The sequence below is a fragment of the Sphingomonas colocasiae genome, assembly GCF_019880585.1.
Lineage (GTDB): Bacteria > Pseudomonadota > Alphaproteobacteria > Sphingomonadales > Sphingomonadaceae > Sphingobium_A > Sphingobium_A colocasiae.
Map to the genome: position 1 here is coordinate 343,075 of NZ_JAINVV010000001.1, position 13,494 is coordinate 356,568.

Consider the following 13,494-nt stretch of genomic DNA (forward strand, 5'->3'; position numbering starts at 1 on the left):
ATTCAGGCGTTGGCGCCGGAGATTCCGGCTTTCGCCGGAATGACGTGAGTTCTGGCTATCTTCACCCCGCCGCCTGAACCATGACGCGCTGGGCTTCGGCTTCGACAACAATGTCCTTCAGCACAGCGAGCGCGCCTGCGATATCGCCCCTGGTCGAGGGGATCGCCTTGGCGAGATTGACGAAGCCGTGGATGTTGCCGAGCGCTTCGCGGAAGGTGACCGCGACACCTGCTGCGGCGAGCGCGCCGGCATAGGCGCGGCCCTGGTCGCGCAGCGGGTCGAGGCTGGCGGTGAGCACCAAGGTTGCGGGCATGCCGGCCTGGCTGTGGAGCAGGGGATCGGTCCGCGCATGGCCGGCGGTGGCGGCATAGGCGTGGCTGAACCAGGCCATGCTGGCCTTGGTCAGCAGGAAGCCGTCGCCGAACCGTTCGAACGACTCATATTTCGCCACCTGATCGACGACGGGATAGATCGGGAACTGGGCAAGGACCGGTATGGCGGCGGGCTCGTCGCGCAGCGCCATCGTGGTCACGATGGTCAGGTTTCCGCCCGCGCTGTCGCCGGCCACCACCAGCCCGGTCGCGATCCGGCCCAGTTCGGCGGGATTGCCGGCGACCCAGCGCGCGGCGGCTTCGCAGTCGTCGGGGGCGGCGGGCCAGGGATTTTCGGGCGCCAGTCGATAATCGACCGCGATCACCGGCATGTCGAGCAGGCGTGCGGCTTCGGCGCAAAAGGGTTCGTGGGTGTGGAGATCGCCGATCACGAAGCCGCCGCCGTGAAGATAGAGCAGGATCGGGCCGGGCTCGCGGCTGTCGCGCGCATCATAGAGGCGGGCGGGGATCGTGCCTGCCGGGCCGGGGATCGACAGATCGCGAACCAGCGCGAGATCGCCGACCGGCACGTCGGCGACGTCGCGCATCGCGCGCGTCATCTCCCGCGCCGCTTCGGGCGGCAGTTCGTGGGTCTTCGGCCCGGGAAGATTGTTGAGCAGATCGAGGAAAGCACGGGTGTCGGGGCGGACAAAGGGGGTGTCGGTGGCGTCGGACAAAGCGGCTCTCCTTTTTCGCGCGGGCTGTAGTAGTTAGGCACTGTGCTCCATGTCGTCCATCACCCCGATTATGTGACCCCGGCAACGCCCGGCGGCCAGTTCCCCTGGGATAAATATGGGCTGGTCATGGATGCGCTCGCCGAAAGCGGCGTTGTCCATCGGATCCACAGGCCGGAGCCTATGCCGCTGGCGCGGATCGCCGAGATCCACGATCCGGACTATGTGGCGGAAGTGGCCGAACTGCGCGTGCCGGCCGCAAAGGCGCGGCGGATCGGCTTTCCGGTGACCGAGCGGGTCGCGCGGCGTGCGCGGACGACGCCGGGCGGAACCTGGGCCGCGGCCAGGCTGGCGCTGGTTCATGGCTATGCCGCCAATGCGGCAGGCGGCAGCCATCATGCGCTGTACGATACCGGCGCGGGTTATTGCGTGTTCAACGATCTCGCCGTCGCCGCCAACCGGCTGGTGGCCGATGGCGACGCGCGACGGATCATGATCGTCGACTGCGACGTTCATCAGGGTGACGGCACGGCGTCACTTCTGGCCGGACGGCCTGAATTCTCGACATTTTCCATCCATGCCGAGAAGAATTTTCCGGTGCGCAAGGCGCGCTCGACGCTCGACATCGCCTTGCCGGACGGCGCCGGCGATGCCGCTTATCTCGATGCCCTGTCGCATCATCTGCCCCCCATGGTTGCGGATTTCGCGCCCGACATCATTCTCTATCAGGCGGGCGTCGATCCGCATACGGAGGATCGGCTGGGGCGATTGGCGCTGAGCGATGACGGGCTGGCTGAGCGCGACGGTTTCGTCGCCGAACTGGCGCGGAAGCGGGGCATTCCGCTCGCCAGCGCGCTGGGCGGCGGCTATGGCGCGGACCGGATGGCGATCGCGCGCCGCCATGCTCGGACGATGATCGTCATGTCTGCGATTTTGTCCACCGGGTGAGCGGATCGCGGCGATATGCGCGCTGGCGAAGCCCTGATTGCCGGCCCCGCCATTATTTCTACTTTGCGACAAGGCTTGGAGGGGCCTAGACTGATCTTCGAAGCTCAAGAAGAAAAAGCAGGACGTTCGCAGATATGGCATCCGCCGCACATGAGGTGACCCCGCGTGAGGCCGCCTCCCATCCAGTACCCGAAGCCGTTGTGGTACGTTTCGCAGGCGATAGTGGAGACGGGATGCAGCTGACCGGTGGTCAGTTCACGCTTTCCACCGCGCTTGCCGGCAACGATCTGGCGACCTTCCCCGATTTCCCCGCCGAGATCCGTGCGCCGCAGGGCACGTTGTTCGGCGTGTCGGCGTTCCAGATCAATTTCGGATCGACCGAGGTCGAAACCGCGGGCGATGCGCCCGACGTGCTGATCGCGATGAACCCGGCGGCGCTCAAGACCAATGTCGGGCAATTGAAGGAAGGCGGGCTGATCATCGCCGATGAAGGCGAATTCGGCGCGCGCAACCTTGCCAAGGCCAATTACGAGGTCAATCCGCTCGAGGATGACAGCCTTGCCCGCTGGCAGGTGATGAAGCTCAACATCTCGCAACTGACCCTGGAAGCCGTGAAGCCCTTCGGGCTCGGCAACAAGGAAGCGCTGCGCTGCAAGAATATGTGGACGCTGGGGCTGGCGCTGTGGATGTTCGGCCGCGACCGCAAGCCGATCGTCGACTGGCTCAATTCCAAGTTCGCCAAGGCGCCGACGCTGGCGGAGGCGAACATCGCCGCGCTCAATGCGGGCCATGCCTATGGCGAGACCGCCGAGCTTTCAGGCCCGATGCAGCAGCATTTCATCGCGCCGGCCCCTGTCGCACCGGGGCTTTACCGCACGGTGACGGGCGCGGAATCGATTTCGCTCGGGCTGGTCGCCGGCGCGCAGCTTGCCGGGCTGCCCATGTTCTTCGGCGGCTATCCGATCACGCCGGCTTCCGCGATCCTGCACCATCTGTCGCGGCTGAAGGAATATGACGTCACCACCTTCCAGGCGGAGGACGAGATCGCCGCGATCGCGAGCGCGATCGGCGCGTCCTATGCCGGTTCGCTGGGCGTCACATCGTCGTCGGGACCGGGAATCGCGCTCAAGACCGAGGCGATCGGCCTGGCGATCATGACCGAGCTGCCGCTGGTCATCGTCAATTCGCAGCGCGGCGGCCCTTCGACGGGCCTGCCGACAAAGACCGAGCAGTCGGATCTGTATCAGGCCGTCTATGGCCGCAATGGCGATGCGCCCATGCCGGTGATCGCGGCGCGCAGCCCCGCCGACGCGTTCGACTGCGCGATCGAGGCGGTGCGTCTGTCCACCCAGTTCATGACGCCGGTGATGCTGCTCACCGACGGCTATATCGCCAATGCCGCCGAGCCGTGGAAAGTGCCCGACATGAGCGGCTATGCGCCGTTCCCCGTGGCGTTCCAGGAAGAGGCGCCCGACGGCAAGCTGCTGCCCTACAGCCGCGACGAGAAGCTGAAGCGCCCGTGGATCAAGCCCGGCACGCCCGGCATGATGCACCGGATCGGCGGCATCGAGAAGCAGATCGATACCGGCCATATCAATTACGAGGCCGGCAACCATCAGGCGATGACGGATATTCGCCAGAACAAGGTTCTGGGCATCGCCGATCATATCCCGGATCAGGATGTGACGCTGGGTGAAGCGGGCGGCAGGCTGGCGATCGTCGGCTGGGGATCGACCTTCGGCCCCATTCACCAGGCTGTTCGCCGCATGCGCGCGCGCGGCCATGACGTGCATCATATCCATATCCGCCACATCTGGCCGCTTCCGAAGAATCTTGGCGATCTTCTAAAGGGTTATGAGAAGATCCTTGTGCCGGAAATGAATACGGGCCAGCTCAAGACCGTGCTGCGCGATCAATATCTGGTCGATGCGCGTCCGCTCAACAAGGTCTCCGGCCAACCCTTCCGCATCGCCGAGATCGAAGCGGCCATCGAAAGCGCGCTCGGCTGAGCCGGGCGACAGAGGATCTGCCATGAACGAGATGACCAAGCTCACCATCAAGGATTTCGAGACCGACCAGGAAGTGCGCTGGTGCCCGGGCTGCGGCGACTATGCGATCCTGAAGGCGGTGCAGCGGACCATGCCCGAACTGGGCGTGCGGCCGGAGAACACCGTGTTCATCTCCGGCATCGGCTGCTCCAGCCGTTTCCCCTACTATATGGAAACCTACGGCTTCCACACGATCCACGGCCGTGCGCCGGCGATCGCGACCGGCGTGAAGCTGGCCAATCCCGAACTCGATGTGTGGATCATCACGGGTGACGGCGATGCGCTGTCGATCGGCGGCAATCATACGATGCATCTGCTGCGCCGCAATCTCGATTGTCAGATACTGCTTTTCAACAACGAGATCTATGGCCTTACGAAAGGCCAATATTCTCCCACCAGTCGCGTCGGCACGCGCAGCCCGTCCACGCCGTTCGGATCGGTCGACCGGCCGGCGAGCCCGTGCAGCTTCGCGATCGGATCGGGTGCGCGCTTCGTAGCGCGCGGCATCGATACCCACAAGAATCTGCCGCAAGTGCTGAAGGCGGCGCACGCACACAAGGGCGCCAGCTTCGTCGAGATCTTCCAGAACTGCATCGTCTATAATGACGACGTCTTCGCCGGGTTCACAGACAAGGCGAACGCCCCCGCCAACCAGATCTGGCTGACACAGGGCGAGCCGATGCTGTTCGCGGGCGGCGGCAAGGGGCTGACGCTCGATCGTGAGGCGCTGCGCCTGCGCGTCGTCGATGTGGTCGATGGCGACTGGCAGGCCGCCGGCGTGATCGTGCACGATCAGACCAACAAGGGCCTGGCGCAGATGCTCGTCGAAATGACGATCGAGCATGGTTTCCCGGTGGCGCTGGGCGTGATCTACGATCATCCCCGGCCGACCTTCGAGCGGGCGGTCGTCGCGCAGAATGCCGAAGCCGCCAAGGGCAAGGTCGCCGATCTGCAGAAGCTGGTCAGCAAGGGCCAGACCTGGCAGGTGGAGAAGGAACCGCACGTCGTCTGACGCGATTTTCGCATATCGCCCGGCTTTTCCGGATCGATCGCGCGACAGGTGGGGAATTTGACGAGCATCGTCTGGTTCAGACAGGATTTGCGTCTGGCGGATCAGGCGGCGCTGTGCGCGGCCGTGGCGGAGGGGCCGGTCATCCCGGTCTATGTGCTCGACGATGAGGGGCCAGGCGACTGGCGGATTGGTGGCGCGCAGCGCTGGTGGCTCCATCATGGCCTCGAACAACTCGACACCGCGTTGCGCGGACTGGGATCTCGCCTGATCCTGCGGCGCGGCAAGGCGGTGGACGAGATCGCCCGTCTGGCGCGGGAAGGCGGCATCGAGCGGGTACATGCCATCCGGCACTATGAGCCTTGGTGGATGGCCGCGGAAGCCCAGCTTGCCGATCGGTTCGACCTCCGGCTTCATGATGGCAATCAACTGGCGCCGCCGGAGAGCATCGCAACGGGGGCGGGCGGGCGTTACAAGATCTTCTCCGCCTTTTGGGGCGCGTTGCGGATGCATATGCCGCCGCCAGCGCCTCTTGCCGCGCCCAAGGCGATTGTCGCGCCCGATATCTGGCCCAGGAGCGAGAAACTGGCCGATTGGGGTCTCCGGCCGACGTCACCGGACTGGGCGACGGGTTTCTCCGATTGGACGCCGGGCGAGGCGGGCGCGCAGGCGGCTCTCGCGGATTTCGTCGCGGAGGCGGGGGATTATATCCAGCGCCGCGATCTGCCGGCGGTGGAGGGTACGTCGCGCCTGTCGCCGCATCTTCATTTCGGCGAAATCTCGCCCGCGACCGTCTGGCATCGCCTGGGGCGCCATGCCGAGTTCCTGCGCGAACTGGCCTGGCGCGATTTCGCGACCGGCACGGTCATGGCCTCACCCGACTATGCGATGCGCAACGGCCGGCCTGCCTTCGATCGGCTGACTTGGCGGACGGGCAGGGCCGCCGACGATGATTTCCGCGCCTGGACACGAGGGTTGACCGGTTATCCGATTGTCGATGCCGGCATGCGGCAGCTCTGGGCGACGGGCTGGATGCATAATCGGGTGCGGATGATCACGGCATCCTTCTTGGTGAAGCATCTGCTGATCGACTGGCGCCGGGGCGAGCGCTGGTTCTGGGATACGCTGCTCGATGCCGATCTCGGCAACAATGCGGTCAATTGGCAATGGGTTGCCGGCACGGGCACCGATTCCAACATGTTCGGGCGGATCATGGCGCCGCTTGTCCAGTCCGCGAAGTTCGACGCGGGCGACTATATCCGCGAATGGGTGCCGCAGTTGCGGCATCTGGACGATGACGTGATCCATGATCCCGAGTCGGCGGGAATCTCGCTCGAGGACTATCCCGCGAAGATCGTCGGGCACCGGGAGGGGCGCGAACGCGCGCTGGCCGCAGCGGCGAAAATGCGCGGCTGACGCATCCGTGCAGCGCATCGATACGCTCGGCGATTGAATTGCCGCTCCATCGGCTTCATGCTGCGACGAATGGATGGGGCGCCGGAACGGAATGGCGGTGATGCCGGGGGGACGGCCGCGAACCGACTGGTCGCGCCGCTCTATCATCGCATTCTCGACCGTATCGATCAGGGGCTCGAGGCTGGCGCCATCGAAGTGGCGCTGCCGGACGGCAGGTGCCGGATACTGGGCGGGCGAGCGCCCGGGCCGACCGCGATCATATCCTTGAAAGACTGGCGCGCGTTGCTGCGGCTGGTGCGTTCGGGATCGGTCGGCTGGTACGAAGCCTGGCGTCGCGACGAATGGGCGAGCCCCGATCCGGTGCCGCTATTCGATCTGTTCATGCGCAATCGGGTGCCGCTGGGTGAAGTGGGCCGTGCGCGCGGCCTTTCGCGCCTGGCCAAGCGGATCGGCCATATGTTGCGACGCAACCACCGCAAGGGCGCGCGCCGCAACATCGAATTCCACTATGATCTCGGCAATGATTTCTATCGTTTATGGCTCGATCCTACGATGACATATTCGAGTGCGATCTTCGCCGAGCCGATCGATGCCGATGAACCGCTCGAAAGCGCGCAGACCCGCAAGATCGAGGCGATGCTGGCGCGGCTGGGCCTGAAGCCCGGGGAGACATTGTTCGAGATCGGATCGGGCTGGGGCGGGCTCGCCGAGGTCGCGGCGCGAGACCATGGCCTGGACGTGACGAGCATCACCCTCTCGCCGAGCCAGAAGAGCTTTGCCGAAGCACGGATCGCGGATGCCGGGCTTGGTGGCCGGGCGCGCTTCGAACTGGTCGATTATCGCGATGCGCGGGGCCGCTATGACGGGCTGGCGAGCGTGGAGATGGTCGAGGCGGTCGGGCGCGAATATTGGGAGGATTATCTCGCGGCGATCCACCGCCTGCTCAAGCCGGGCGGCCGGGCCGCGATCCAGTATATCGCGATCGCCGACGAGATCTTCGATGCCTATGCGAACGGCGTCGATTTCATCCAGCGCTATATTTTCCCCGGCGGACTGCTGCTTTCCGAACGGATTTTCCGCGCGATCGCCGAGCGGACGGGCTTCGAATGGCGCGACCGCAGCGGCTTCGGCCTCCATTATGCGGAGACGTTGCGCCGCTGGCGGGAGCGTTTCGATGCAGCCGTGAGCGATGGTCGATTGTCGGAGAAGTTCGACAATGAATTCATCGGATTGTGGAGATATTATTTCATGTATTGCGAGGGTGGATTCCGTGGGGGCGGGATCGACGTCGCACAGGTGACGCTGATCAAGGCGCGATAACGGAAGAGGGGACTGCATGAAGAGGGGCTATGGGGCGGCGCTGTTGCTGGCGCTGCTTGGCGGTGGCGTATCCTTGGCGGAAGCGCCGGTGAAGGTGACGGCCGCGAATGCCGATCGGCTGCGGCAAGCGGGCGCTGAGATCCTGTTCTGGAGCCAGGCCGAACGCGATGCGCGCTTTCCGCATATGGAGACGCTGTTTCCCGGCGACGTCGCCGGGCATTCGGCCAGGCCTTATCCCTTGCCTGACGGCAAGCCGCTCGACCTGGGGCCTGGCGATCCCGCCGGCGCCTATATGGCGGCGAACAATGTCGCGGGGCTGATCGTCGTCCAGGACGGAAAGGTGCGGCTGGAGCGCTATGCGCGGGGCCATTCGCGCGAGGGCCGCTACACCAGTTTCTCCGTCGCCAAGTCGCTCACCTCCACTCTGGTCGGCGCCGCTGTGCAGGACGGTTTCATCGCGTCGGTCGATGATCCGGTGACGCGCTACATCCCCGAACTGGCGGGCAGCGGTTATGACGGGGTGACGGTACGCCAGATACTGACCATGACGTCGGGCGTGCGCTGGAGCGAGGATTACACCGATCCCAACTCGGATGTCGCATCAATGTACAAGGTGCCGCCGGGGCCGGGCGAGGATGCGACGATCGCCTATCTCCGGACGCTGCCGCGCGAAGCCGCACCGGGCAGCAAATGGGTGTACAAGACCGGTGAAACCAACCTGATCGGCGTGCTTGTCAGCAAGGCGACTGGCAAGACGCTCGCCCGATATGCCGAGGAGAAGATCTGGCGCCCGTTCGGCATGGAACGCGATCTGTTCTGGATGGTCGATGCCGGCGGGCAGGATATCGGTGGCTGCTGCATTTCGGTTTCGCTGCGCGACTATGCGCGGATCGGCGAGTTCGTGCTGGCCGATGGCATGGCGGGTGGAAAGCGCGTCGTTCCGGAAGGCTGGTTCGCCGCGGCGACGCATGCCCAGGCCTCAACCGGCCGTCCTGGTTACGGCTATGGCTATCAATGGTGGACCAACCCGGATGGCAGTTTTCAGGCGCAGGGCATTTTTGGCCAGCTGATCTATATCGACCCGGCGCGCAAGCTTGTGATCGCGATGTCGGGTGCCTGGCCGAAAGCGACCGATCCGGTGCTGGGCTCCGCGCGAATGGCGTTCGTGCAGTCGATCGTCGCCGCGACTGAACGTTAGGGCATCGCGCGGAAAGGTGTGAACCGATTCTCCGCAAGCATGATGCGACGATAAAAAGTCACAGCGGGCTGCGTGATCCAGATTTCGCGCTGCCCGCTCTAAACCTTAGTAGCGGTGGCGCGACAGGATCAGGTCCAGCACGGCCTGGTTGAGCAGGTTGGCGAAAGCGCAACCGATATTCGCGCCCTGCGCCCAGACGACTTCGGCCTGCTGGCTGCCGAGCCCCGGCAATGTCAGCCAGCATAATGTGCCCGGCCGCAACCCGTTGAAGGTTTCGCAGGCGAAGCCCGAGATCGAGAGATTGGTGACGGTGACCGAAAAGGCGTTCGACCCCGATGGGCGCAGCATCGATGGGATGCAGACCCTGACGCGCGGTGCGCAACGATCCTCTTGTGCGGCGAAGGCATATGGGCCCGCAGCGTTGGATTGTGAAATCATCGCAAGACCCCCCTTGCTTAACGTGCCGGGAAGGATCGCACGCAAGTCCTTTGATCAGATTGAGGAAATCAGTTAATTCTTTCCCACAGTCCGGTCTCGAAATCCTCGTCGGCAAGCGTCGCTATGCGCTCCGCGACCACCTGGGGCGATTTGATCGTCGAAGGATCTTCGCCCGGAAAGGCCAGCGCGCGCATCGCGGTGGCGGTGGCGCCGGGGTCGATGATCGCGATGCGGATCGGCGACAGGTTCTTCACTTCCTCGCCATAGGCGCCGACCAGCGTTTCCAGCGCCGCCTTGGACGCGCCATAGGCGCCCCAGAAGGCGCGCGGGGTGCGGCCGACGCTGGAGGTGACCGCGATCACGCGGCCTGCCGTGCTGCGCTTGAGCAGCGGATCGAAATTGGCGAGCAGGGCCTGCGACGCGAGCAGGTTGAGCGTCAGCAGCTTGTTGAATTCCTTGGCGTCGATCGTCGTTACCGGGCCGAGCGAGCCCAGCATGGCGGCGTTGATCACCAGCATATCGAGCGCATCCCAGCGGCTGGCGATCGCGCTGGCGAGCCGGGCAATACTGTCGCCATCGGTCAGATCCAGCGGCGCGATCGTGGCGCTGCCGCCGGCCGCATGGATGCGTTCCTCCACCGCTTCCAGCGCATCGGTCGTGCGGGCGGTAAGCACGACATGCGCGCCGCGCGCGGCCAGGGCTTCGGCGGTTGCTGCGCCGATGCCGCGGCTCGCGCCCGTGACCAGGGCGAGCTTTCCGGCGAGGTCCGTTGTTGGTCCAGTCATCACAAGTCCGTTCATGTCGAGCGAGGTCGAGACAGGCCGGCGCGCGCGTCCCTCGACTTCGCTCGGGACGAACGGGCCTTGATGTCGGGGTTAATTGACCCGTTCGGCGAGCAGCGAGAACTGGTCTTCCGGGGCGAGGTCGTCCTGGTCGGTCAGTGTGGTCGGATAGTCGCCGGTGAAACAGGCGTCGCAATATTGCGGCCCGATATCGGCGCGCTGCGTCTCGCCCAATGCGCGATACAGGCCGTCGATCGAGACGAAGGCCAGGCTGTCGGCATGGATGAAATCGGTCATCCCCGGAATGTCGAGCTTGGCGGCGAGCAGCTTGGCGCGCTCGGGTGTGTCGACGCCGTAGAAGCAGCTATGCCGGGTCGGCGGGCTGGCGATGCGCATATGCACCTCCTTGGCGCCCGCATCGCGCATCATCTGGACGATCTTGAGGCTGGTGGTGCCGCGCACGATCGAATCGTCGATCAGCACGATGCGCTTGCCGTCGATCAGCGCGCGATTGGCATTGTGCTTCAGCTTGACGCCCAGGTGGCGGACCTTGTCGCCCGGCTGGATGAAGGTTCGGCCGACATAGTGGGAGCGGATGATGCCGAGTTCGAACGGGATGCCCGATTCCTGCGCATAGCCGATCGCGGCGGGAACGCCCGAATCCGGCACCGGAATCACCAGATCGGCATCGACCGGCGCCTCGATCGCAAGCTGTGCGCCGATCGCCTTGCGCACCGAATAGACCGACGAACCGTCGACGATCGAATCGGGGCGCGAGAAATAGACATGTTCGAAGATGCAGGGGCGGGCGGCGCGCTTGCCGAAGGGGTGGACCGATTCAACCTCACCCTCGCGCACCAGCACCAGTTCGCCCGGTTCGATGCTGCGGATATAGTCTGCGCCGACTACGTCGAGCGCGACGGTTTCGGACGCGAAGATGATCGAATTGCCCAGCTTGCCCATCACGAGCGGGCGGATGCCCAGCGGATCGCGGCAGGCGATCATGCCTTCCGGCGTCATGCAGATCAGCGAATAGGCGCCTTCCAGATGGCGCAGCGCATCGATGAACTTGTCGAGCAACGTCCGATAGGTCGAGGTAGCGACCAGATGGATGATCACTTCGGTGTCCGACGTGGACTGGAAGATCGAGCCGCGGCGGACGAGGTCGCGCTTCAGCTTCATCGCGTTGGAGATATTGCCGTTATGCGCCACCGCGAAGCCGCCGGACGCCAGATCGGCATAAAGCGGCTGGACGTTGCGGAGTGCGGTCTCGCCGGTGGTGGAATAGCGGACATGGCCGCAGGCATTGTGGCCGGGCAGGCTGCGAATGACGTCGTCACGGTCGAAATTGCCCGCGACATGGCCCATCGCCCGGTGGGTATGGAAGTGATCGCCGTCGAAGCTGGTGATGCCGGCGGCTTCCTGCCCGCGATGCTGAAGCGCATGCAGGCCGAGCGCGACCATAGCCGATGCGGTTTCGGCACCGGCGATGCCGAAAATGCCGCATTCCTCGCGGAGTTTGTCCCCGTCATCCAGGGATTCAAATGGGTGTGTGGTGAGCATCGATTCGTCTGCGCGGTGAAGGGGTCGAGCGGCATATAGGACCGCAAAGCCGTTTTGTCGCCCTTTGCCCGCAATTTTGCTCGGAGCCGATCGCCGACCCGTGCGTTGGTCGGCTGGAGACGCTGGATATGGTGAAGAAACAAGAGGCGCCGACCGAGAGTGAATTGCTCATGGAGGCGCTGATTTCACAGGGTTGTTCGGTCGAGGCGGCGGAGCGCATCGTGCGCGCCGGCGAGGTGCGGCGCACGCGGCGCATGTCGTGGGGCGTCGACAAGGGGGATATCCCGACCACCCGGCATTGAACCGGTGCGTCACATGATCGGCGCTTTGAATTTGTGCGTGTGCCGGATTAGAGCATGCGCATGACCAGTGAACGCGAGAGCGGCGCGACGCTCGATCCGAAATATGATGCGAACGGGCTCGTGACCGGGGTGGTGACCGCGCGCGACGGCGGCTTGCTGATGGTGGCGCATATGAACGCCGAGGCGCTGGCGCTCACCCAGTCGACCGGCGAGGCCCATTTCTGGTCGCGCAGCCGGGGGCGGCTGTGGAAAAAGGGCGAAACCTCCGGCCATGTATTGCGCGTCGTCGAGATGCGCGTGGATTGCGACCAGGATGCGATCTGGATCGTCGCCGATCCCGCCGGCCCGGCCTGCCATACCGGCGAACCGAGCTGCTTCTACCGCCGGATCGTCGATGGCGGGCTGGAGCGCGTGGATTGAGGGCAATCCTCGCGCTCTCTCTGCTGCTTGCAGGCTGTTCCGCCCAGGCGCCGGCCGACAATGGCGCTGCCGGCGGCGCAAGCGATCTGGAAACCGCCGCAATCGCCGCAGGCGCGATCCCAGACCCCAGGACTGCACCGATCGAGGGGCTTTACGAACGCAGCGGCGATGGCGGCCCCGATCGCGTCTGCCTGTTGCGCGATGGCGGCGAATCCTATCGTATCGGCATCGATGTGATGTTCGGCGACGAGACCGAATGCCTCGCCCGTGGCAATGCCGTTCGCAATGGCGAGCGGGTGTCGATCACGCTGGCCGGCAAGGGGGAATGCCGGATCGAGGCGCGCTTCGACGGGCGGGAGATCGCCTTGCCCGGATCGGTGCCCGACGGATGCGCCGCCTATTGCACCAGGCGCGGATCGCTCGCGGGCTTCGCGCTCGGCCAGTCGAGCGCGTCGCGCGCCGATGCGGCATCGGTGGTGGCCCGCGACGGCGCATTGCTGTGCGAGGGACCTGCTTGACGTTAACGTGAACGTAAAATAGTATCGGGCGCATGGCCTATGCTTCGACTCATGCAACGCTCGAAACGCCGGACATTCGCGACCGGCATGTCTATAGCATTTCGGACCTGTCCGAGGAATTCGGCGTCACCGCCCGCGCGCTGCGCTTCTATGAGGACGAAGGGCTGATCGCGCCGATGCGGCGTGGCACCACCCGCATCTACACCAAGCGCGATCGCGCCCGCCTCGCCTGGATCCTGCGCGCCAAGCGGGTGGGGTTCAGCCTGTCCGAAATCCGCGAGATGATCGATCTCTACGATCTCGGCGATGGCCGCCATGTCCAGCGCCGCGTGACCGTGGAGAAGTGCAACGACCGGATCGCGCTGCTCAAGCGCCAGCGCATCGATATCGACGCGCAGATCGACGAGCTGACGCGCTTCGTCGCGATGGTCGAAAAGGCTGACGCGCAAAGCGAGGCAAAGGCCTGAGCCGGCCGGAAGATTATTGA

14 protein-coding genes are annotated in these 13,494 nt (G+C 64.9%); 10 read left to right on the plus strand and 4 right to left on the minus strand.

The features are described from left to right. Window positions 1–61: 61 nt before the first annotated feature. Entirely contained in the window at window positions 62–1,048 is a 987-nt protein-coding gene (locus tag K7G82_RS01640) for an alpha/beta hydrolase (protein WP_222988067.1), read from the minus strand. A 42-nt stretch (window positions 1,049–1,090) separates the two neighbouring features. Here K7G82_RS01640 and K7G82_RS01645 point away from each other — a divergent pair, with 42 nt between their 5' ends. The 6 genes from K7G82_RS01645 to K7G82_RS01670 all read left to right on the plus strand — a co-directional run bounded on the left by K7G82_RS01645 (window position 1,091) and on the right by K7G82_RS01670 (window position 8,984). Then, window positions 1,091–1,993, plus strand: a complete 903-nt coding sequence (locus tag K7G82_RS01645; RefSeq protein ID WP_222988068.1) for a histone deacetylase family protein — start codon at window positions 1,091–1,093, stop codon at window positions 1,991–1,993. 134 nt (window positions 1,994–2,127) lie between these two features. Continuing rightward, window positions 2,128–4,002: a 2-oxoacid:acceptor oxidoreductase subunit alpha gene (locus tag K7G82_RS01650; protein ID WP_222988069.1), complete on the plus strand. Its 1,875-nt coding sequence runs from the start codon at window positions 2,128–2,130 to the stop codon at window positions 4,000–4,002. Between the two features lie 22 nt (window positions 4,003–4,024). Then, window positions 4,025–5,053 carry a 2-oxoacid:ferredoxin oxidoreductase subunit beta gene (locus K7G82_RS01655; protein ID WP_222988070.1) on the plus strand — a complete coding sequence of 343 codons (1,029 nt, stop codon included), beginning with the start codon at window positions 4,025–4,027 and terminating at the stop codon, window positions 5,051–5,053. 57 nt (window positions 5,054–5,110) lie between these two features. Then, the gene (locus tag K7G82_RS01660; protein WP_222988071.1) at window positions 5,111–6,466 is read left to right on the plus strand and encodes a cryptochrome/photolyase family protein; all 1,356 of its coding nucleotides are present in this window, start codon (window positions 5,111–5,113) and stop codon (window positions 6,464–6,466) included. Window positions 6,467–6,535: 69 nt separating this feature from the next. Next, on the plus strand, window positions 6,536–7,786 hold the full coding sequence (locus K7G82_RS01665; protein ID WP_246623168.1) for an SAM-dependent methyltransferase: 1,251 nt from the start codon (window positions 6,536–6,538) through the stop codon (window positions 7,784–7,786). Window positions 7,787–7,802: 16 nt separating this feature from the next. Then, window positions 7,803–8,984 (plus strand): serine hydrolase domain-containing protein, encoded by a 1,182-nt coding sequence (locus K7G82_RS01670; RefSeq protein ID WP_222988073.1) that lies wholly within the window; start codon window positions 7,803–7,805, stop codon window positions 8,982–8,984. A gap of 105 nt (window positions 8,985–9,089) precedes the next feature. Here K7G82_RS01670 and K7G82_RS01675 read toward each other — a convergent pair whose 3' ends face one another. From K7G82_RS01675 to purF, 3 genes are all read right to left on the minus strand, one after another. Next, window positions 9,090–9,422: a PilZ domain-containing protein gene (locus tag K7G82_RS01675; protein WP_222988074.1), complete on the minus strand. Its 333-nt coding sequence runs from the start codon at window positions 9,420–9,422 to the stop codon at window positions 9,090–9,092. Window positions 9,423–9,490: 68 nt separating this feature from the next. After that, window positions 9,491–10,207, minus strand: a complete 717-nt coding sequence (locus tag K7G82_RS01680) for an SDR family NAD(P)-dependent oxidoreductase (protein WP_222988075.1) — start codon at window positions 10,205–10,207, stop codon at window positions 9,491–9,493. A gap of 90 nt (window positions 10,208–10,297) precedes the next feature. Further along, the gene (gene purF, locus K7G82_RS01685; protein WP_222988076.1) at window positions 10,298–11,767 is read right to left on the minus strand and encodes an amidophosphoribosyltransferase; all 1,470 of its coding nucleotides are present in this window, start codon (window positions 11,765–11,767) and stop codon (window positions 10,298–10,300) included. Window positions 11,768–11,895: 128 nt separating this feature from the next. On the opposite strand from purF, the gene K7G82_RS01690 reads away from it, so the two are divergent. From K7G82_RS01690 to K7G82_RS01705, 4 genes are read left to right on the plus strand one after another with little or no spacing between them, the layout of a single operon-like run. Further along, on the plus strand, window positions 11,896–12,069 hold the full coding sequence (locus tag K7G82_RS01690; RefSeq protein ID WP_222988077.1) for a hypothetical protein: 174 nt from the start codon (window positions 11,896–11,898) through the stop codon (window positions 12,067–12,069). A gap of 60 nt (window positions 12,070–12,129) precedes the next feature. Continuing rightward, window positions 12,130–12,489, plus strand: coding sequence for a phosphoribosyl-AMP cyclohydrolase (gene hisI, locus K7G82_RS01695; RefSeq protein WP_222988078.1), 360 nt, complete (start codon window positions 12,130–12,132; stop codon window positions 12,487–12,489). Continuing rightward, on the plus strand, window positions 12,486–13,007 hold the full coding sequence (locus K7G82_RS01700; RefSeq protein ID WP_222988079.1) for a hypothetical protein: 522 nt from the start codon (window positions 12,486–12,488) through the stop codon (window positions 13,005–13,007). Before hisI ends, K7G82_RS01700 begins: the two co-directional genes overlap by 4 nt. Window positions 13,008–13,039: 32 nt before the next feature. After that, complete coding sequence (locus K7G82_RS01705) at window positions 13,040–13,474, plus strand: MerR family transcriptional regulator (RefSeq protein ID WP_222988080.1); 435 nt, start codon at window positions 13,040–13,042, stop codon at window positions 13,472–13,474. Window positions 13,475–13,494 lie beyond the last annotated feature (20 nt).